General features: G+C 70.8%; 17 protein-coding genes and 1 pseudogene. 11 read left to right on the forward strand and 7 right to left on the reverse strand.

Going from position 1 to position 20,201, the window contains the following annotated elements:
- Positions 1-785: pseudogene (locus IE107_RS32285) on the forward strand (DUF2637 domain-containing protein); the annotation flags it as partial.
- A gap of 96 nt (positions 786-881) precedes the next feature.
- Here IE107_RS32285 and lysS read toward each other — a convergent pair.
- Positions 882-2,648, reverse strand: a complete 1,767-nt coding sequence (gene lysS, locus IE107_RS32290) for a lysine--tRNA ligase (protein ID WP_189547911.1) — start codon at positions 2,646-2,648, stop codon at positions 882-884.
- Between the two features lie 190 nt (positions 2,649-2,838).
- On the opposite strand from lysS, the gene argS reads away from it, so the two are divergent.
- Positions 2,839-4,611, forward strand: a complete 1,773-nt coding sequence (argS, locus tag IE107_RS32295) for an arginine--tRNA ligase (protein WP_189547912.1) — start codon at positions 2,839-2,841, stop codon at positions 4,609-4,611.
- A gap of 52 nt (positions 4,612-4,663) precedes the next feature.
- Here the strand turns inward: argS and IE107_RS32300 are convergent, their stop codons facing one another.
- Complete coding sequence (locus IE107_RS32300) at positions 4,664-6,076, reverse strand: helix-turn-helix domain-containing protein (protein WP_189547913.1); 1,413 nt, start codon at positions 6,074-6,076, stop codon at positions 4,664-4,666.
- Positions 6,077-6,391: 315 nt separating this feature from the next.
- Between IE107_RS32300 and IE107_RS32305 the strand changes: the two genes are divergently transcribed.
- From IE107_RS32305 to IE107_RS32345, 9 genes are all read left to right on the forward strand, one after another.
- Positions 6,392-7,120, forward strand: coding sequence for a DUF4232 domain-containing protein (locus tag IE107_RS32305; protein ID WP_189547914.1), 729 nt, complete (start codon positions 6,392-6,394; stop codon positions 7,118-7,120).
- Positions 7,121-7,359: 239 nt separating this feature from the next.
- A complete protein-coding gene (locus IE107_RS32310) occupies positions 7,360-8,157 on the forward strand; it encodes a HEAT repeat domain-containing protein (protein ID WP_189547915.1) in 798 nt (265 codons plus the stop codon).
- A gap of 132 nt (positions 8,158-8,289) precedes the next feature.
- Positions 8,290-9,075, forward strand: coding sequence for a helix-turn-helix domain-containing protein (locus IE107_RS32315; protein ID WP_229867422.1), 786 nt, complete (start codon positions 8,290-8,292; stop codon positions 9,073-9,075).
- Positions 9,072-9,323, forward strand: coding sequence for a DUF397 domain-containing protein (locus IE107_RS32320; RefSeq protein WP_189547917.1), 252 nt, complete (start codon positions 9,072-9,074; stop codon positions 9,321-9,323). The genes IE107_RS32315 and IE107_RS32320 overlap by 4 nt, the downstream gene beginning before the upstream one ends.
- A 24-nt stretch (positions 9,324-9,347) precedes the next feature.
- Entirely contained in the window at positions 9,348-10,010 is a 663-nt protein-coding gene (locus IE107_RS32325) for a maltokinase N-terminal cap-like domain-containing protein (protein WP_189547918.1), read from the forward strand.
- A gap of 50 nt (positions 10,011-10,060) precedes the next feature.
- The gene (locus IE107_RS32330) at positions 10,061-10,852 is read left to right on the forward strand and encodes a DUF4253 domain-containing protein (protein ID WP_189547919.1); all 792 of its coding nucleotides are present in this window, start codon (positions 10,061-10,063) and stop codon (positions 10,850-10,852) included.
- Between the two features lie 67 nt (positions 10,853-10,919).
- A complete protein-coding gene (locus tag IE107_RS32335; protein ID WP_189547920.1) occupies positions 10,920-11,291 on the forward strand; it encodes a hypothetical protein in 372 nt (123 codons plus the stop codon).
- 25 nt (positions 11,292-11,316) lie between these two features.
- Positions 11,317-11,766, forward strand: a complete 450-nt coding sequence (locus IE107_RS32340) for a HEAT repeat domain-containing protein (RefSeq protein WP_189547921.1) — start codon at positions 11,317-11,319, stop codon at positions 11,764-11,766.
- A 308-nt stretch (positions 11,767-12,074) separates the two neighbouring features.
- Entirely contained in the window at positions 12,075-13,928 is a 1,854-nt protein-coding gene (locus IE107_RS32345) for a transglycosylase domain-containing protein (RefSeq protein ID WP_189547922.1), read from the forward strand.
- Positions 13,929-14,060: 132 nt separating this feature from the next.
- Here IE107_RS32345 and IE107_RS32350 read toward each other — a convergent pair whose 3' ends face one another.
- The 5 genes from IE107_RS32350 to IE107_RS32370 all read right to left on the reverse strand — a co-directional run bounded on the left by IE107_RS32350 (position 14,061) and on the right by IE107_RS32370 (position 20,192).
- Positions 14,061-15,089: a LacI family DNA-binding transcriptional regulator gene (locus IE107_RS32350; protein ID WP_189547923.1), complete on the reverse strand. Its 1,029-nt coding sequence runs from the start codon at positions 15,087-15,089 to the stop codon at positions 14,061-14,063.
- A 64-nt stretch (positions 15,090-15,153) separates the two neighbouring features.
- Positions 15,154-17,070, reverse strand: a complete 1,917-nt coding sequence (locus IE107_RS32355; protein WP_189547924.1) for a glycoside hydrolase family 36 protein — start codon at positions 17,068-17,070, stop codon at positions 15,154-15,156.
- 7 nt (positions 17,071-17,077) lie between these two features.
- Positions 17,078-17,893: a carbohydrate ABC transporter permease gene (locus tag IE107_RS32360; protein ID WP_189547925.1), complete on the reverse strand. Its 816-nt coding sequence runs from the start codon at positions 17,891-17,893 to the stop codon at positions 17,078-17,080.
- Complete coding sequence (locus tag IE107_RS32365; RefSeq protein ID WP_189547926.1) at positions 17,890-18,855, reverse strand: carbohydrate ABC transporter permease; 966 nt, start codon at positions 18,853-18,855, stop codon at positions 17,890-17,892. The genes IE107_RS32360 and IE107_RS32365 overlap by 4 nt, the downstream gene beginning before the upstream one ends.
- Positions 18,856-18,860: 5 nt before the next feature.
- Entirely contained in the window at positions 18,861-20,192 is a 1,332-nt protein-coding gene (locus tag IE107_RS32370) for an ABC transporter substrate-binding protein (RefSeq protein WP_189547927.1), read from the reverse strand.
- Positions 20,193-20,201 lie beyond the last annotated feature (9 nt).

A 20,201-nucleotide genomic window follows, 5' to 3' on the forward strand; every position in this document is an offset into this window, starting at 1 on the left:
TGGCCGAGACCGCTCCGGCCGGCCTCGCCGCCGCGGGCATCGAACCGGCCCTGCTGCCCCCCGCCCCGGAACCGGCCCCGGCCCAGGTCGAACCGGGCGCGCCCCAGCCCGAGTTGCCGTACGCCCCCGAGCAGCAGTACGCCGAGCAGCACGGGCACCACCCGCAGAACAAGCACCTCCAGCAGCACGAGCAGCAGCCGCAGTACCAGCAGCACGCCCACCCCTCCGACCCCGGCCCCGGCCCCGCCGCCGAGGAATGGCCCCAGGACGGCCCCGGCTCGCACGAGAGCCCGTGGTTCGCGGCGCCCCAGGTGCCGGACGACGCGTACGAGAGCGCCTACAACCCGATGTACGTCGAGGGCCTGGAGCCGACCCCGGTGATGGTCCCGTCGGGCCCCGGCGGCCGCACCCGCCCCCTGGGCAACGTGGGCACCATCGGCGCCGTCCCGGGCGCCCGCCCCGCGCCCCAGGAGCAGCCGCAGCTCCACGAGCAGCCGCAACTCCCGGACCAGGCCCAGGAACAGGCGCCGGAGTCCGAGCCGGAAGCGGAAGCGGAAGCGGACGAGTGGGCGCAGGAGGACGCGGAGTTCGCCGAGATCGCGTACGAGGTCTTCGCGGCGTTCGTGAACCAGCACAACGACTACCCGAGCGTCGACGCCCTGGACATACACGTCACGGACGGCCACAACGTCAGGCACCCGCGCAGCGCGGCGCTGATCCGCCGTTTGATGCCGGAGTTCAAGAACCGCTACCACGCCGAACTCGAAGCGGACCACATCGCCTGAGCCCGCCCCGCCCCGTCCGGCAACGGCAACGACGGAGGGCCGTCACCCGAATCACCGGGTGACGGCCCTCTGTGCGTACGGAAACAACCGAAGCAGTTACGCGTCCAGCAGCCTGCGCACCCGCTCCGCGCCCACGGCCAGCAGCAGCGTGGGCAGCCGCGGCCCGGTGTCCCGGCCGACCAGCAGCCGGTACAGCAGCGCGAAGAACGAGCGCTGCGCGACCTTCAGCTCCGGCGTCGGCTTCGCGTCCGGCTCCAGGCCCGCGAGGATCTTCGGCACGCCGTAGACGAGCGTGGTGAGCCCGTCCAGCGACCAGTGCGAGTCCAGCCCCTCCAGGAGCAGCCGCAGCGACTCGCGGCCCTGGTCGTCCAGCGAGCCGAGGAGTTCCTTGTCCGGCTCCTCGCGCACGATGGTGCGGGCCTCGGCCGGAACCTGGCTGGTGATCCAGTTCTCGGCGCGGTCGAGACGGGGCCGGGCCTCGTCCAGCGAGGTCAGCGGGTTCTCCGGGTCCAGCTCGCTCAGAATGCGCAGCGTCTGCTCGTCGTGCCCGGCCGTGATGTCGACGACCGAAGCGAGCGTGCGGTACGGCAGCGGGCGCGGCGTACGCGGCAGCTCACCGGCGGCCGTGCCGATGGCCCGCGCGTACGCTGCCGCATCGGCCGGCAGCACCGAGCCGTCGGCGACCTTGCGCGCCAGCGAGTCCCACTCGTCGTAGAGCCGCTGGATCTCCTGGTCGAAGGCGATCTTGAAGGACTGGTTGGGCTTGCGGCGCGCGTACAGCCAGCGCAGCAGCGGTGCCTCCATGATCTTCAGCGCGTCGGCCGGGGTCGGCACACCGCCCTTGCTGGAGGACATCTTCGCCATGCCGGAGATGCCGACGAACGCGTACATCGGGCCGATCGGCTGCACGCCGTCGAAGATCTCGCGGACGATCTGGCCGCCGACGACGAACGAGGAGCCCGGCGAGGAGTGGTCCACCCCGCTCGGCTCGAAGATCACGCCCTCGTACGCCCAGCGCATCGGCCAGTCGACCTTCCAGACCAGCTTGCCGCGGTTGAACTCGCTCAGCCGCACGGTCTCGGCGAAGCCGCAGGCCGTGCAGGTGTAGTTCAGCTCGGTGCTGTCGTCGTCGTACGAGGTGACGGTCGTGAGGTCCTTCTCGCAGTTGCCGCAGTAGGGCTTGTACGGGAAGTAGCCGGCCGAACCGCCGCTGCCGTCGTCCTCGCTCGCCGCTCCGGAGCCCGCCTCGGCCTCCAGCTCGGCCTCGTCGACCTTCTTCTGCTGCTGCGGCTTCTTGCCGCCCTTGGCGCCCGCCGCGGCCGGGTCCTTCTTCGTGCGGTACCGGTCGAGGACGGCGTCGATGCCGGCGCGGTGCCGCATCGCGTGCAGGATCTGCTCGCGGTAGGCGCCCGCCGTGTACTGCTCGGTCTGGCTGATGCCGTCGTACTCGACACCCAGGTCGTCCAGCGCGGCCGTCATGGCGGCCTTGAAGTGCTCGGCCCAGTTCGGATACGCGGAACCGGCCGGGGCGGGCACCGAGGTCAGCGGCTTGCCGATGTGCTCGGCCCACGACTCGTCGATCCCCGGGACACCATTGGGCACCTTGCGGTACCGGTCGTAGTCGTCCCACGAGATCAGGTGCCGGACGGTGTACCCGCGGCGGCGGATCTCGTCGGCGACCAGGTGCGGGGTCATGACCTCGCGGAGGTTGCCCAGGTGGATCGGGCCCGACGGGGAGAGGCCGGACGCGACGACGACCGGTTTGCCAGGCGCACGACGCTCCGATTCGGCGATGACATCGTCCGCGAAGCGGGAGACCCAGTCGGCCTCGGTGCTGCTCTGACTCTGAGCCACGGTCTGCACGTCCTTCTCTCTTGTAGGACTCGTAGGGACACCCTGTGGGACTCATCAGGACTCATAGGGGCTCCGCCCATTCTCCCAGGTCCACCGGCGGCGCGAAAACGGCTTACGGCCCGCACGAAGAAAAACGGCTTCACCGCCCGTGGAATACTGGGCGTGATCCCCTTACTCCTACGGAAACGGCAGCCAGCCCATGGCCTCGGTCAATTCCCTCGCTTCCACGCTCCAGCAGCAACTGGCGGACGCTCTGACGGCAGCTCTGCCGGATGCAGGCACCGCGGACCCGCTGCTGCGACGAAGCGACCGGGCCGACTTCCAGGCCAACGGCATCCTGGCCCTCGCCAAGAAGCTCAAGGGCAACCCCCGCGAGCTCGCCGCCCAGGTCACCGCCGCTATCCCGGCGGGCGGCCCGATCAAGGAGATCGAGGTCTCCGGCCCCGGCTTCCTGAACGTCACGCTCGCCGACAGGGCGATCATCGAGACGCTCGCCGCACGCGCCGCGGACGACGAGGGCCGGCTCGGTGTGCCGTACAACAGCGCCGCGGGCACGACCGTCATCGACTACGCCCAGCCGAACGTGGCCAAGGAGATGCACGTCGGCCACCTGCGTTCCGCGGTGATCGGTGACGCGATGGTGCAGATCCTGGAGTTCACGGGCGAGACCGTGCTCCGGCGGCACCACATCGGCGACTGGGGCACCCAGTTCGGCATGCTCATCCAGTACCTGACCGAGCACCCGGGCGAGCTGACCCACGAGGGCACCGGCGGCGAGGCGGAGGGCGAGGCCGCCATGTCCTCGCTGAACCGGCTCTACAAGGCCTCCCGCGCGCTCTTCGATTCCGACGAGGAGTTCAAGGCCCGCTCCCGGGACCGCGTCGTGGCCCTCCAGGCCGGTGACGAGGAGACGCTCGCCCTGTGGCAGCGCTTCGTCGACGAGTCGAAGATCTACTTCTACTCGGTCTTCAACAAGCTCGACATGGAGATCCGCGACGCCGACATCGTCGGCGAGTCCGGCTACAACGACATGCTCGAAGAGACCTGCCGCATCCTGGAGGAGTCGGGCGTCGCCGTCCGCTCCGAGGGTGCGCTCTGCGTCTTCTTCGACGACGTGAAGGGCCCGGACGGCAACCCGGCGCCGCTGATCGTCAAGAAGTCGAACGGCGGCTACGGCTACGCGGCGACCGACCTCTCCGCGATCCGCGACCGGGTGCAGAACCTCAAGGCGAACACCCTGCTGTACGTCGTGGACGCCCGGCAGGCCCTGCACTTCAAGATGGTCTTCGAGACCGCCCGCCGGGCCGGCTGGCTCAACGAGGACGTCAAGGCCGTGCATCTCCCCTTCGGCACGGTGCTCGGCAAGGACGGCAAGCCGTTCAAGACCCGTGAGGGCGAGACGGTCCGGCTGGCGGACCTGCTGGACGAGGCGATCGACCGGGCGTCCGCCGTCGTCCGCGAGAAGGCCAAGGACCTCAGCGAGGACGAGATCACCGAGCGCGCCGCACAGGTCGGCATCGGCGCGGTGAAGTACGCGGACCTGTCGACGTCGGCGGCCCGCGACTACAAGTTCGACCTGGACCAGATGGTGTCGCTGACCGGCGACACGAGCGTGTACATCCAGTACGCGCACGCCCGGTCCCGGTCCATCAAGCGCAAGGCGGGCGAGCTGGAGTCCCGGCCCCACCCGGAGCTGGAGCTGGCCCCGGCCGAGCGCGCGCTGGCCCTGCACCTGGACCAGTTCGCCGAGGTCGTGGCCGAGGTCGCCGCCGCGTACGAGCCGCACAAGCTGGCCTCGTACCTCTACCAGCTGTCCTCGCTCTTCACCACGTTCTACGACCAGTGCCCGGTGCTGAAGCCCGAGGTGCCGGGCGATGTCGCCGAGAACCGCCTCTTCCTCTCGGACCTCACCGCCCGCACCCTGCACCAGGGCATGGAGCTGCTCGGCATCCGGACCCCCGAGCGCCTCTGACCGGGGCGTCAGCCCGTACGCACCGGCCCGGTGGCCGTGACCGCGAGGGACCCTAGTCCCATTCCTTGGTCACCCACTGGGCCGTGTCGTACCGGTACATGTACTTCGGCCGTGTCTGGATGCTGCTGGTACGGAACGGCTTCCCGCCGTCGTCGATCCGCAGCGTCCCCTTCCGGCCGCCGCTGCTCCAGTCCAGCTCCAGGTACCAGCTGACGTCGTGCCCCTCCACATGGGCCTTGAGGTCGAACACCTCCACATCGGTGGAGGACACCTGGAACGGGAAGTTCTTCGGCGGCACCCGCTCGTCCCCCTGCTGCCCCGCCACGGGGGTGAGGGTGGGCCGGCTGTCATCGAGGTCGATGTCGAAGGACTGCGGTGTGATGCCGCTCCCGCAGCCTTCCCCCATCGAGTACGCCGACCACGCCAGCGGTGCCTTCCGGGACAGCGTCCGCACATGCATTCCGGTCAGCACGACGGCCTCCCCCGACTTCCCCTGCACGGTGACTTCGAGCTGCATGCTGCCGCCGTCCACCCCGCCGAGCGCCCTGGCCCAGCCGCGGGTGTCCTGCGGCGGGGGCGGCGGAGGCACGTCGTTCGGTTTCTGGTCCAGCACGTAGTGCTGACCGCAGGGCTCTTCCCAGTTGTACGAGCTGATGGTGGCGGTCGGCGGCATGCCCCCGCTCTGCTTCCCACCCGACCCGGCACCTGTGCCGTGCTTCCCGGACGTGTCGGCGGCGCCGCCGGACGGCGGGGACGAGACGCTCGCCGAGCCTGACGGTACGGGCTTGCCCGACTTCTTCGCCCCGCTGGGCGAGGCGGTGACGCTCGCGTCGCGGCCGGGCCGGACGCCCTCGGCCCCGCCCGGGCCCTTCGCGTCCACGGCGGGGACGTTGCTGAGATCGTCCGTGTCCGTACCCGACAGATTGCTGACGACGATCGAGGTCGGCACGGTCAGCGCGACGACGGCGACGGCCGCGAGCAGCACACGCGCCCGTGCGGAGGCCAGGAACCGCTTGGGCCGGCCCGCCGCTCCGGTCACGATCTCGGGCTCGGATTCGGGCATGAGCCCCGGCGCGTCACCACCGGCCCCGGCCCCGGAGTCGCGAACCGCCTCCGGACCCGGGCCGGAAGCCACGTCCGCAACCACGTCCCGCACCGGCTCCGCAGGAGCAGGAACAGGAGCAGGAACAGCCGCAGGAGCCGCCGCGGCAGGACGTCTCCGGGCCGCATCCGCCACGATCCACCGCCGGTGCAGCTCCACCAGCTCCTCCGGCGTCGCCGCGCACAACCGCGCCAGCCGCTCCACCGGGGCGTACTCGTTCGGCACCGCATCACCGTTGCAGTACCGGTGGAGGGTCGACGTGCTGACGTGCAGTCTCCCGGCGAGTACCCCGTAGCTGCGCCCCGAACGGTCCTTCAGTTCCTTCAGCAGAGCCGCGAATTCCCCGGCCTCCGGCGTCGCCACCTCGGCGTTCCCCCTCCTGGTCCGTCCCGGAACACCGTTCCAGGGACGTGGAATCTGCCCAGGTCACAGTACGCGCAGGCATTCCAGCTTCCCCAATGGGCTATTCGGCGTTGCGGCCGGATTCTGCCGCCCCGCAGTCTGTGAACACACCGCAGCGACCACCGGGACAACGCAGTGCGTATCCACTTCCGCATCGAGCTCATCGATGCCGTGGCCATCGGAGTGGTGATCGTGTCCACCGCGATCGTCATGGTCCTGATCTGCCACAACTGACCGACCGGCACCACCGGCCCACACACGGGGAGTACCACCACCATGCGCAACCACATCCGCACCACCGCCCTCGCCGCGACCGCCCTCCTGGCCGCCCTCTCGCTCACCGCCTGCGGCGGCAACGACAGCGCGAACGACGGCAAGGCAGGCGCGGCGGCTCCGGCGGCGAACGCCACCGCCACCACCCCCGGCACGGGCAAGGACGCCAAGGACGCCAAGGACGCCGAGGAGACCGACAGCGGCACGGCCCAGGCCCCTGCCGAGAACGCCTCCACCACCTCCAAGAGCTCCGCCGACGGCAGCAGGAGCGGGAAGAGCAGCGCCGGCTCCACCGGGAGCGGCAGCAAGTCCCCGGTCACCTGCACCGGCTCGAACACCAAGGTCACCGTCACCAAGGTGAGCCGCCCCATCAACCACCTGCTGCTCACGGCGACCAACACCGGATCCAGGCCCTGCTACGCGTACCACGCTCCGGCGCTCCGGTTCGACGACGCCCAGGCCGCCTTCCCGGTCCTCCGCGACAGCATCCCGCAGGCCGTGGTCGCCCTTGAGCCGGGCCAGTCCGCCTACGCCTCGATCGGGCTGTTCGGTGAATCCGACGGGCAGGACCTGCACAAGGGCACCAACCTCACGGTGTACTTCACCGGCAAGGCCGACCAGGGCTCCACGGGCGCCCCGGCCGAGCTGAAGCTCCCCGCCGGCACCTCCTGGGGCGACAACGGCTTCGTCACCTACTGGCAGAGCGAAATGGACAACGCCCTCATGTACTGACCAGCCGCCCCGCGCAGGAGCGCCCCGGGGACGGCCGCCACCGGCCGGTCCCCGGGGCCTGTCGGTACTCCTGGTCCCGATGGTCCGGCGTGGTCGGCACGGCCCTCCGCAAGCCCCGGGCCCGCCTCCTGCTCGACCGGATCACCGGGATCGTCATCGCCGCCTTCGGCATCCGGCCGGCCTTCAGCGACTGAGCCCCGTCCCGGCCGGGCCCCGGGACGGCAACTAGCATCGGCCGCATGGCGATGTTCGTGCACCTGACACCCTCGGCGAACGCGGCACGCGTACGCCGTTCCGGAATACGGGCCGTCAGTCACGGCCGCGACGCCTCGCTGCCACGCGGCCTCTACTGCTTCCCCGTCCTGCCCTCGTACACCCTCACCCACCAGTGGCTGCGCGAGCTGGCCCGGCGCGGCGGCCCGCGCGGACTCGTCGCCGTGCACATCCGCCTGCCGGACGACGAACCCGTCACCGTGGGCCGCTACCACCGCGAACCCACGACCGTCACCGCCGCCGAAGCCGTACGCCGTCTCGCCGCCCTTCCCGACCCGCGCGGCTGGGAGGTGTTCGTCCCCCGGCCCGTCACCCGGCGCGAGGTGCACCGCATCCGCGCGGTCAGCCAGGTCACCGGCTGGCGGTACTTCCCCGACTCGAACGGCAGGACGCCCTGCACCTGCTTCGGCTGCCGGGTACGCGGCGAGTACGGCTCGCAGCGCCTGCGGCAACGCCGCCCGCACTTTCTCGACGGCCCTCCCCCCGCCTCCGCGGTCCTCGTGCGCCGGATCGCCGCGGCGGGCAGCCCCGGCGACCCCGAACAGCTCGTCCAGGCCCTCCACTGGTTCGGGATGCGCCGACGCGGACCGGTCGATCAACTGGCCCACCTCGCGGACCACCCGGACCCCAGGGTCCGCAGGGCCCTGGTATGGGCCATCGAGAACTGGTCGAGCCCGGGCGCCACGGAACTCCTCCACCGCCTCGCCCAGGACCCGGACGCGACGGTCCGGGAGGCCGCCGAATCCAGCGCACCCGAGGCCTGAGGCCCGCCGCCCCGACCGGGCGCGGACCCGTACAGATTTCTTGTACGAGTCGTACGCGCGTGACGCGGGCACGCTCGTGGAAGTTCGCTCGGTATGCACCCCGGAAAGCGGAAGCGCAAGAACGCGTCGGCAATGAAACTCGTGGGCAAACTGGTCGCCGTCTTCCGCAAGGCGGCCGGACTGACGCAGGCCCAACTCGCGGCCCTGGTGGGCCATCAGGTGGAGACGATCTCCTCCATCGAGCAGGGCAGACGGGCGCTACTGCCCGACCTCGCCGCCAAGCTGGACGAACGGCTGGACACCAAGGGCGCGTTGGCGATGGCTGTGGCGAACATGCCGGAGGTCGATCTGATCCCGGCGTGGGCGGAGGAGTACTTGGAGCTGGAGCGGGAGGCCCTGGCGCTGTGTTTCTTCGCGAACCAGGTGCTGCCCGGCCTGCTCCAGACCGAGAACTACGCACGCGCCGTTTTCGACAGTCGAGTTCCCACGTTCAGCAGGGAGGAGATCGACACACACGTGGGCACGCGCCTGAAGCGCCAGGAGATCATGCGCCGTGAAGTGCCACCGACCACGAGCTTTGTCATCTCCGAGGCCATTGTCCGAGACCGTCTCGGGGGCAATGAGGTGCACCAGGAATCTCTGCGCCACCTTCGGGACCGCGCTGCCCTTCCGGGGATCTCTCTCCAGGTCATGCCGCTCGGCCGGACGACTCACGCGGGGCTCGACGGACCGTTCATCCTGCTGGAAACACCGGACTTTCAACGCATCGCCTACACCGAAACCCAGCGCGGCAGCCAGCTCATCTCGAACCCGGACGAGATCAGCATCATCTCCCAGAGATATGCGATGCTGCGGACACAGGCTCTCAACGCCGAGGACACCAAGAGCCTGTTGGACCGGCTGCTAGGAGAGTTATGAGCACCGCACTTACGTGGTTCAAGTCCAGCTACAGCGGCAGCGACGGCGGCGAGTGCCTCGAAGTCGCCTACGACTGGCAGAAGTCGAGCCACAGCGGCGACGAGGGCGGGCAGTGCGTCGAGGTCGCCGCCCACCCCGCCGCCATCCACATCCGCGACTCGAAGAACCCCGACGGCCCCATCCTCACCGTCGCCCCCACCACCTGGACGGCCTTCGCCGGCTTCGCCGCCGACCGGCGACCCGCCTGAACCCACCGGAGGGATCCCACCGACATGGCCGTCATCCACCGCACCACCCTGACGCCCACCAAACTGGAACTCCTCGCCGCCTGGCTGCCCGCGCAGCCCTGGTACCGCTCCACGGGGCAGCAGCCCGAGCTGGCCCGGACCGGCGGATTCCGGCTGGACGACCCGAAGGGCGAGGTCGGGATCGAGTTCATGGTGGTCACCGACACCTCGGGTGACCAACCGGCCACGTACCAGGTGCTGTTCGGCTACCGCGGCGCACCGGTCGCGGGCGCCGACGACGCGCTCATCGGCACCACCGAGCACGGGGTGCTGGGGCAGCGCTGGGTGTACGACGGGGCACACGACCCGGTCGTCGTAGCCCAGCTGTTCGCGCTCCTCGTCGGCGAGGCGGAGCCGCAGATGCAGAGCACGAGCGACACCCCGGACCCGTCCGTCACCGCCCGGCTCGACGAAACCGGCATCACGGCGGAGCTCGCCTCCTTCACCGCCACCGACGGCCCGGACGGCACGGACATCCAGGTGACGGCGGCACCCGACGGACGCCGACTCACCCTCCGCATCAACCGCGTGCTCCAGCCCGGCCGGAACGCGGACGGCCAGGCGCTCGGCCACGTCACCGCGCCCGCGCCACTGCCCGACGGCACCACGGCGCCCACCGCGTTCGCCGTGGTGCACGCACACCCGTAGCCGAACCCCGGGGCCCGGCCGTTGTCAGTGGCCGGGCCTAGAGTTCGGTCATGGCGACACTCCCGAACCCGCTCCCGTCCCTGGCCACGTCAGGGCTCCGACTCCCGCCCGGCTCACTGGTGGACGCCACGATCGACGGCACCTGGCACGAGCCCCTGCTCTGGTGTGCCGACGAGCCCGCTTCCCACGGCACGTGGCGCACCCTGCACGCGGCCGGGCGGACGGCCGGCCTGCTTCCCGTGCTGATCGACGGCGGGCGGCGCGACCAGTGGCCCGACACCTGGGACCTGATCCCGGACGGCACGTCGTACCCCGGCGATCACGACGCCGAGGAGGTGCTCAGCGAGTACTGGGAGGACTGCGCGCCCGAGGAGCTCGACGCCGCCGAGGGCGACTGGCCGGGCCTGGCCCCCGTCCCGGCCGCCGAGGGGCAGGACACCCCGGACGACCTGGCGGCCGCGATCGCCGAGGAGTGCGTCGGCCCGGACGGCTGGTATCCCGGCTCGCGGGTGGCGCTCGTCCCGGCCCGCCGCAGCGCCGACATACCGGCGGCGATCGGCTGGTCCGGCCCGGTCAACTTCGAGGACGACACGGCCCGGCTCTGCGCCGTGCTCCGTTCCTGGGAGGACCGCTTCGGCATACGGGTCGTGGTGCTGGGCTTCGACACCCTGACCGTCTCGGTCTCCCGCCCGCCCACCACCCTCCCGGAGGCCCGCGCGGTCGCTGCCGAGCACTTCGCGTTCTGCCCGGACAACATCAACCAGAGCCCGCCGTACGACCTGGACGTCTACGCCGAGAAGGCGGTGCTGGAACAGGAGACCTGGTCGTTCTGGTGGGACTGAACCACCCCGGAGACCCTAGGTACGGCAACTCATGTGCCGTACCGGGGCGCCGGGTTGAATCGCATGCATGCCCGACAACATCACGGACGCCGGCCCTGGCAGCCCCGACGCCCCCGACAGCCCCCGGCACACCTGGATCGCCTCGCTGATCTCCACGGTCGTCACGCTGCCGCTCGCGTTCTTCGCCCTGGTGTACAGCATGCTCTCGCCGATGGCCTGCGATTCCTGCTCGGACGCGGATGCCGACCGCTTCGACGCCAGCTTCGGTCCGGCCTGGACGGTCTCCTGCTGCGGCCTGCTGCTGTCCCTGGTCATCATGGTGGCGAGCTGGGTGTTCACCAGGCGCAGGCCGCCGGCCGCGATCGGCCTTGCCGTGGCCGCACCCGCCACCGTGTTCTTCACCTGGGTCGCCTTCATGACCCTGATCAACTGGCCCTGAACCTTCGAGCGAAGGAACGCCGCCCATGAACCCCGAGCCGACCCCGGACGACACCACCCGCGCCGACCACCTCGCTCGCCTCGTCGAGGAGTTCCGCGCCCTGCCGGCCGACAGCGACAGGAAACGCGAGATCATCGCCGAACTGGACGACAACGCGGCCGCGCAGCCGTTCCTCGTCTCGGTGGTCGCCGATGCGGGCGAGTACGACCTCGCCCGCACCGAGGCCGCCACCGTCCTGCGCCTGTGGCCCCCGACCGAGCCCGAACTACGCCACCGCGCGGGCAGGGCCCTGCTGGCGGCGCTGAACGACCCCGAGGAGGATCTCGTGCGTCAGTACGCGGCGATGGCGCTCGGCCCCTACGCCTCGGACGACCCGGCGGTCACCGAGGCCCTGATCGCCGCCGGAGGGTCCGAGGAGGACCCCCTCGTCCGGGCCTGCGCGAGATCCGCCCTGGAAGAGGCGGGCCTCGCCTGAGCGCGCCCGGGGGCCACGGCCGGCACGACCGGCGACAAAGTCGGCTATCACGGACTGTTCCTCCGGAAAGGCGGCCCGGTACGCGTTCACCACTCGTGCAGGACGGGCCCCGAGACAACCTGATCGCGATCCGGAACATCCTCTCTCACAAGCCCCGCGCCACCGGTACGGGACGGTGAACGAGGAGCTGAAGCGTGGCCCGAAGCCCCATCCGCCCCATCCGCGCGATCCGCCTTCGCGGACTCGGTATCGACTACCCCCGTCGGGGGAAACGTACTTGGCGCCGCTGGATACCTTCGTGGCGGCAGATGCTGAGCGGGGTCGTGCTCGGACTCGTCGCGCTGGCCGGCCTGTTCGCCGTGGTGTACGCGTCCGTCGACATCCCGAACGAGAACGACGAGGCGCGCAGGCAGGGCACCGTCTACTACTGGGCGGACGGCAGCCAGTTGGTGAGCGTGGGCGCGGTCAACCGGCAGAACGTCACGCTCGCCGACATACCCCATTCGGTGGAGAACGCGGTCATCGCCGCCGAGAACGAGACCTTCTACTCCGACCCGGGAGTATCGGCGACGGGCATCGCCCGCGCGGCCGTGAGCATCGTCGCGGGCGGTGAGACGCAGGGCGGCTCCACCATCACCCAGCAGTACGTGAAGAACACCTATCTCAGCCAGGAGCAGTCGGCCACCCGGAAGTTCAAGGAATTCTTCATCTCACTGAAGCTGAACAACAAGCAGAGCAAGAAGGAGATCCTCCAGGGGTATCTGAACACCAGCTGGTTCGGCCGCGGCGCCTACGGCATCCAGGCAGCGGCCAACGCGTACTACGGAATCCCCGCGAAGGACCTCGACCCCAGCCAGGCGGCGCTGCTCGCGTCCCTGCTCAAGGGAGCGGAGCAGTACGACCCCGCGGGCGGCAAGGGCAACCACGAACGCGCCGTCGACCGCTGGGAGTGGATCCTCGACCGGCAGGTGGAGACCGGGACGATGACGAAGGCCGAGCGGGCCGCGTACCAGAAGTTCCCCGAGCCGAAGCCGGCCGCGAAGCCGACCAGCCTCGGCGGCCAGACCGGCTATCTCGTCGACATCGCCAACAAGTACATCAAGAAGCGTTCGGGCCTCACCGACAAGGACCTCTTCCGGGGCGGCTACCGGGTGCACACCACCTTCGACAAGGCCAGGGTGGGGCAGCTGGAACGGGCCGTGCGCAGCGTGCGCAAGCGCGACCTCGACCCCAAGAAGCGCGCCGAGGACAAGTACGTCGAGGTCGGCGCCGCATCCGTGCGGGCCGACGGGGCCGTGGTCGCGGTGTACGGCGGAGCCGACGCGGTCACCCACTTCGCCAACAACGCCGACACCGCGGGCGTCCCCGTCGGCTCGGCCTTCAAGCCCTTCGTGCTGGCCGCGGCCCTTCAGCACGGCGACGGCATCACCCTGGACAGCGGCTACGACAGTGGGGGGCGGCTGCTCAAGGACGGCCCGTACGCGGTACCCGCCTCCCCGCCGGGTGCCGGCCCCGGCCGGGCGATGGTCACGCCACCGACGCGCCTGCGCGATGCGCTGATCAAGTCGTCCAACGCCACCTTCGTGATGCTCGGCAGGGACATCGGGCTGAAGAAGGTGAAGGAACTGGCGGTATCGGCCGGGCTGCACGAGGAGAGCCTGGCCCGCCTGGACAAGTCCTTCCCTCTCGGCACGTCCACACCGAGCGCGGTCCGGATGGCGGACGCGTACACCGCCTTCAGCAACGAGGGCATGAGGGCCGATCCTTACTCGGTGACCGGGATGACCCGGGACGGTGAGGCGGTCGAGGGTTTCGGGAAGCCCGAGCCGCGGCGCGCGATGGACGCCTCGGTGGCCAACGATGTGAACAACACCCTGGGGATGGCGGCCTGGACGCGGCTGGGTCGGGACGGGAAGTTCGGCACGTTCGCCAGGATCAAGGCGGCCGACGACCTCACGGCGGGCGGGACCGGAGAGGACGACCGGATGAAGTCGGCGTGGTTCATCGGCCACACCGAAGGGCTGACCACGGCCGTCACGATGTTCCGCAACAAGCCGGGCACCCCTCAACTGCTGGGAATGCAGGGTGTGGGCGGCCCCGATTCGGGGCGCGGCAATGTCTTCCCGCTCCGGATCTGGAACGCCTACGTCACGGGGAAGTAGGTCCACGGGCCCCTTCACCGGCTGCCTCCCGGAGACCGGCGAGACCCTGGCCGTCCGGAGCGGGCCCGTGCCCCCGGGGCCGCTCCGGACGGCCGATCGCCAGGCCCGGACAAACGCCCGTACCGACCGCCGCTAACGCCCCGGCGTGCTGTCGCGCACGATCGGCTCCGCAGGAAGCAGCAGACCGCTCGCCGGGACGGCGGCGGGGTCCTCGACCGCGGCGATCAGCCGGTCGACGAGGGCATGGGCGATGGCGGCCAGCGGCAGGCGCGCACTGGTGAGGGCGGGCTGGAGCAGCGTGCAGAGGGGAATGTCGTTGAAGCCGGTGACGGCGACGTCGCTGCCGACGGTGAGGTCTGCGGCACGGACGGCCTGGTAGGCGGTCAGAGCGAGCCAGTCCGTTGCACAGACCAGGGCCGTCGGGCGGTCGGGGCCGGTGAGCAGGCGCTGGACGGCGTGGGTGAGCGCGGCCGGGTCGTCGTCGGGGACGCCGACCTCGAAGGCTCCGGCGGGGGCGGCGGCCGCGGCCTGCAGGAATCCGGCCCTGCGGTCGGCGAGCCAGGGCAGGGACGCGGCGGAGTTGAGGTAACAGATCCGTCGGTGGCCCTGGTCGAGCAGGAGTCCGACCAGTGCGGCGGTTGCGGCGGTGGAATCGATGTCCACCCAGTTCTGCGGGCGGCCCGGGGCGATCCGGCCGAAGGCGGCGAACGGGAAACCGGCCTCGGTGAGCACATCGACGCGGGGGTCGTCGTGGATGACGTCGGAGAGGATGAACCCGTCGACCTGACGGGCCGCGATCAGGTCGTTGAAGGACTTGGCGACCGCCCGGGCACCCTGCTGGGGGTCGGAGCGGAACAGCAGGATGCGGTGGCCGACGTCGTCCGCGGCGGTGGCCAGCGCCTGGAGGAAGCCGCCCATCAAGGGGTTGGGGTCGGCGGGGTTGTCGGCGGGAGCGGGATAGCCGATGACCTTGCGGGTGCCGGTGCGCAGGCTGCGGGCGGACTGGTCGGGCCGGTAACCGAGCTCGTCGATGGCGGCGGTGACCCGGGCAAGGGTGGCTTCGCGCAGCCGGTGCGGGGCGTTGAGGGCGTTCGAGACGGTCTGTCGGGAGACTCCGGCCGCGCGTGCGACGTCCTCGATGGTCACCTGTCGAGCGGTCATCGTTCCTCTGCGGGCGGTCGTCAGCGGGCTGGGGGCGGCGGCCACCCGCCCCCGGCCTGCGGTTTCAGCGCTCGCGGGTCAGGGTGAGCAGGCCACCGGTCGGTACGGTCACCGGGTTCACCCCGGCGACGAGGTCGAGCACGGCCTCGGACAGGATCTCACCTCGGCAGTCCTGTACGCGGGTGAGTACTTTCTCCGGCCGGGCGGCGGTCAGCAGCACCACGGGGTCGCCGTCCGCGTTGGCGACGAGCAGCGTCTGCGGACCGTCCGCGGCGTGCCGGTCCGGGAGGGCGACGGGCAGTGGCGCGTAGCGTGCGACCACGGTGGTGCGGTGGTCGCGGGCGCGGACCAGGGGGTACCCCAGGTCCGGCCGGGCGGGTTCCAGAACTCCGAGCTGGAGGACATCGGCGTACCGTCGGGAGATGCCGAGCCAGAAACGCAGGGTGGCGAGCTGGTCGGGGCTCTGGGCGGCGAGGTCGACGGAGATCTGCGGCACCGAGAACAGGGCGTTGACGAGGTGGACGGCGATGGCCTCGGGTGTCTCGGCGGAGTGCCACGTGATCATGTCGGCGTGGACGGCCAGCGGGCCCGCGGTGAGACGGCAGTCGATGGTGCGCTGGCGGTTCTCGGCGGGGCTGAGCGGGCAGTCGGTGGCGCGGACCATGGTGGCGTACGGCCACAGCCCGGGGCTGACGTACGGCTGGCGGTGCTCGACGATCACGTCGGGCCGGGTGCGGCGCAGGCGGGCGTCGAGGTCGGCGAGCAGCTGGAGCAGGCCCTCGTGGACGGTGGCGTGGTCGGCGCCGGCCGGGGCGGGCGGGGGGTCGGTGACGGCGAAGCGGTCGATGAAGTCGAGCTTCAGGCCGTCCATGTCCCACTGCTCGACGGCGCGGGAGACCTTCTCGATCAGGTAGGCGCGGACCTCGGGGTGGCGGGGGTCGAGCACGGCCGCGTCCAGGTGGGGTTCCTCGCGCAGGATCATGCCCTTGAAACGGTCCCAGGCGTCGTTGTGCCGGCCGATGAACGGCAGTGCGTACCACAGGAGGTAGGCGAGGCCGGTCCGGTGGACCTCGGCGACGTGGGCGGCGGGGTCGGGGAAGGCCACCGGGTTGGGCTCCCAGTCGCCGCAGTGGCCGTAGCCGCGGGCCCGGTCGGTGGTCTGCCAGCCGTCGTCGACGATGATGCTCTCGCAGCCGACGGCCGCGGCGAGGGCGGCCTGTCGTTCGACGACGGCGGTGTCGACGTTCTGGTGGAGGCTGTACCAGGTGGAGTAGGCGGGCATCCGGGCGGCGGGGGCGACGCCGGGATGGTTCAGGCCCTCGGCCCACCATGCGGTGACGTCCCGCAGGGTGGCGGCGAAGTGGTGGCCGCTGAGGTCGATCCGCAGCCGCAGCGGCGGCCCGTCCGGGGTGAGGTCCTGCTCGACGGTGAAGGCGAACTCGTTGGTTTCCTCCACCACGCCGACGCCGACGCGCACGGGTGCGGAGGTCTCGGCCGCGGCGGCGGTGCACAGGGCGCGGTCGTCGGCGCCGACGAGGCTGGCGACGGGGGCGCCCAGGGCGAGCGAGACGGTGCGGGGGGCGATCCAGGACGGCGGCAGCCAGCGGGAGGCGTTGGTGTCCGGGGTCCAGCAGGCGGTGGCCCCGAGGCAGGGGACCCGCCATTCGGCGCGGACGGTGGCCGCGGCCGCCGCCCGGACCTCGATCAGGGCCACGCCGTCACCGGCCGGGGTGACGGCGGTCTCCAGCCGGTCGCAGCCGAGCCCGGTGAGGTGGACGGTGAGCGGGGCCCCGGTGGAGAGGGACAGACCGGTGTCGAGCTGCCGGTGGCCGACGGTGCCGGGGGTGGCCCCGGTCGGCGTGTTCGGGCGCCACACCGGGGCGAGCTGCTGCGGGGCGTGCTGCTGCGGATCGGCGTCCGGCTCCGGGGGCACGTGCGTGCTCTCGGTAACCTCGGCGGCGGGGCGCGGTTCGGTGGTCATGGTGTGGTCACTCCTTGGTGGCCCCGGCCAGCAGACCGGAGATGAACTGGCGTTGCAGGACGAGGAAGAGGGCCATCACGGGGATGGCGGCGATGCCCGCGGCGAGCAGGACCTGCGCGTAGTTGGTGGTCGACAGCCCCTGCAGGGTGGCGGTGGCCACGGGCAGCGTGTACATCTCCGGGCTGCGCAGCGCGATCAGCGGCCAGACGAACTGGTTCCAGCTGCCGAGGAAGACGAACAGCGCCAGCGCCGCGATGATCGGCCGGTTGACCGGGATGACGATCTTCCACAGCACCCGGAGTTCACCGGCGCCGTCGACACGGGCCGCGTCCAGGAGTTCGTCGGGCATGGAGCGCAGCGCCTGCCGCATCAGGAAGATGCCGAACGGGGTGACCAGACCGGGCAGGATGATGGACTGGTAGGAGTCGATCAGGCCCAGTTCCATCATCATCTGGAAGATCGGGATCAGCATCACCGTGTCGGGGATGACCAGGGTGCTGAGCAGCAGGACGAAGAACAGATTGCGCCCGCGGAACTCGAACTTGGCGAAGGCGTACCCGGCCAGGAGCGAGACGGCGACGGCACCGAGCGTCTGGACGCCCGCCACCACCAGGGTGTTGAGCAGGACCCGGGTGAGTCCGATGGACTCCTCCAGCCCGCGGAGGTTCTCCATGAGGTGGCCGCCGGGCAGCAGTTTCGGTGGCCAGGAGAACACGTCCTTGTCCTCCTGGGTCGCGGCCATGGCGAGCCAGTAGAACGGACCGACGCAGAGCGCGAAGGCGCCCGCGAGCAGCAGCGTGAGCAGAGGGCCGCGGGGCTTCACCGGCGCTCTCCCATCAGGCGGACCTGCAGGATGCCGAGCACGGACACGATCAGCGCGAGCGCGTAGGCGATGGCCGAGGCGTAACCGAAGTCGAAGTATTTGAAGCCGTTGTTGTAGAGGTACATGGTGACCGTCAAGGTGGCGTTGTCGGGGCCGCCGCCGGTGAGAACGTACGGCTCGTCGAAGAGCTGCAGGGTGCCGATGGTGGAGAGCACCACGGTGAGGAGCAGGATCGGCCGCAGCTGGGGAAGGGTGATGGAGACGAAGCGGCGGACCGGTCCCGCGCCGTCGACCATCGCTGCCTCGTACAGCTCCTTGGGAATGCCCTGCAGGCCGGCGAGGTACATCACCGCGTTGTAGCCGGTGTAGTGCCAGGTGATGACGAGGACGACGCCCACGCGGGCCCAGGAGGGGCTGCCGAGCCAGTTCACCCGGTCGACGCCGAACAGGGAGAGGACCCAGTTCAGCAGCCCGGCGTCGCGGTTGAGGATCACGGAGAACATCACGCCCGCGGCGACCAGTCCGGTCAGCGAGGGAACGAAGACGCCGAGTCGCCAGAGCGGGCGCAGCCAGACCTTGGTGGAGTTGAGGGCGAGGGCGACGAGCAGCGCCAGGCCGAGCATCAGCGGCACCTGGACGACCAGGATCAGCGCGGTGTTCTTCAGCGCGGTCCAGAACAGCGGATCGTCCAGCAGGCGCCGGTAGTTGGCGAGTCCGGCGAAGGTCCGGTCGTCGCCGCTGCCGGTGGTGAGGCTGATCCAGAGCGAGGAAGCGATGGGGTACGCCTTGAAGACCGCGAACCCCAGGACGGCGGGCATGATCAGCAGGTACGGGACGGAGCCGCGGGTCAGCAGCCGGCGTCGGCGCGGGCGGGCGCGGCCGGTGCGCGCAGGAGCGCCGCGGCCGGCCGGGGCGGCGGCGGTGGTGGTGGCGGGAACGCGTTCGGGCAGGACGGAGGACATGGTGGTCAGGCCGCCTGCTGCCGGCCGGTCTGCTGGGCGAGCCGTTCGGCGGCGTCCCTGAGGGCGCGGGCCGGGTCGGCTCCCTTGACCAGCACCTGGCTCTGGGCGTCACTGGCGAGCTTGAGAGCACGGGTGTAGTCGCCGGTGAAGTTGGTGGCTTCGGAGCCGGCGGAGAGCGAGTCGACGAAGGTCTTCAGCACCTTCTGGCCGCCGTAGAACGGGTGGGGCGCGCTGAACCTCGGGTCGTCGTACGCCGCGCCGAGGGCGGGGAAGACGCCACCGGAGGTGAACATCCGGTTGATCTCGGCGGGCTTGGTGAGCGCGTACTCGATGAACCGCCAGGCGGCCCGGCGGCGCCTGCTCGATGTGGCGACGGCCAGGTAGGTGGAGTTGACGATGACGCTGCGACCGCCCCCGGCAACGGCGGCGGGAGGCTGCATGACGCGCCATTTCCCCTTCTGGTCGGGGAACTTGGTGGCCAGGTACTCGACGGCCCAGGCGGGGTCCGGGGAGGTGGCGAGCTTCCCCTGGGCGAGCAGGCGCTTCCTGGTGCCCTGGCCCGCGGTGTCGGCGAGCAGGCCGTCGTCGTTGAGCCGCTTGATGATGGTGAGGGCCTGGACGGCTTCCGCGGAGGCGAGCGTGATCCTGCCCTTCCGGTCGAAGTAGAACGCGCCCTGGAGCTGCATCAGGTTCTGGAAGAAGTCCATGTCCGGGGTGGTGCCGGGCTTGTCCAGCCCGAGCAGTCGGGCACCGGTGGCGGAGAGGATCTTCGGCCCGGCGGCGATCAGATCGTCCCAGCTCCTGATGTCCGCGGGGTCGACACCGGCCTTGTCGAAGTAGTCCTGCCGGTAGAACAGACCGAGCGGGTTGACCTCCCACGGGAGGGCGCGGGCGGCCTTGTCCTTGCCTATGACGGTCGGCCACAGTCCTTCGGCGAAGTCGCTCTGGTACCGGTCGGCCCCGAGTGCGGACAGGTCGGCGAGGCCGTCGGGGAACTTCTCCAGGTAGCCGGGCAGGTAGTCGACGCCGATGTGCAGGACGTCGGCGAGGCCCTTGCCGCCGGAGGCGAGGCCGACAGTGATCTTGTCCCAGATGGCCGGGTTGCCGACGTCCTGTACGTCGACCTTGATCCCGGGGTTGTCCCGCTCGAAGGAAGGGACGACGCCGCGCAGGGCCTCGGCCGCGGTGGTCCAGCTCCAGACGGTGATCCGGCCGCTGTCGCCGTCGGCGCCGGTGACGCCGCCCGATCCGTTGTCGCCGCAGGCGGTCAGGCCGAGCCCGGCGGCGGAGGCGGTGGCGAGCTGGAGCAGCCTGCGACGGCTCAGTTGATGGGACATGTCGGCTCC

It is taken from the genome of Streptomyces gelaticus, assembly GCF_014649535.1.
Taxonomy (GTDB): Bacteria; Actinomycetota; Actinomycetes; order Streptomycetales; family Streptomycetaceae; genus Streptomyces; species Streptomyces gelaticus.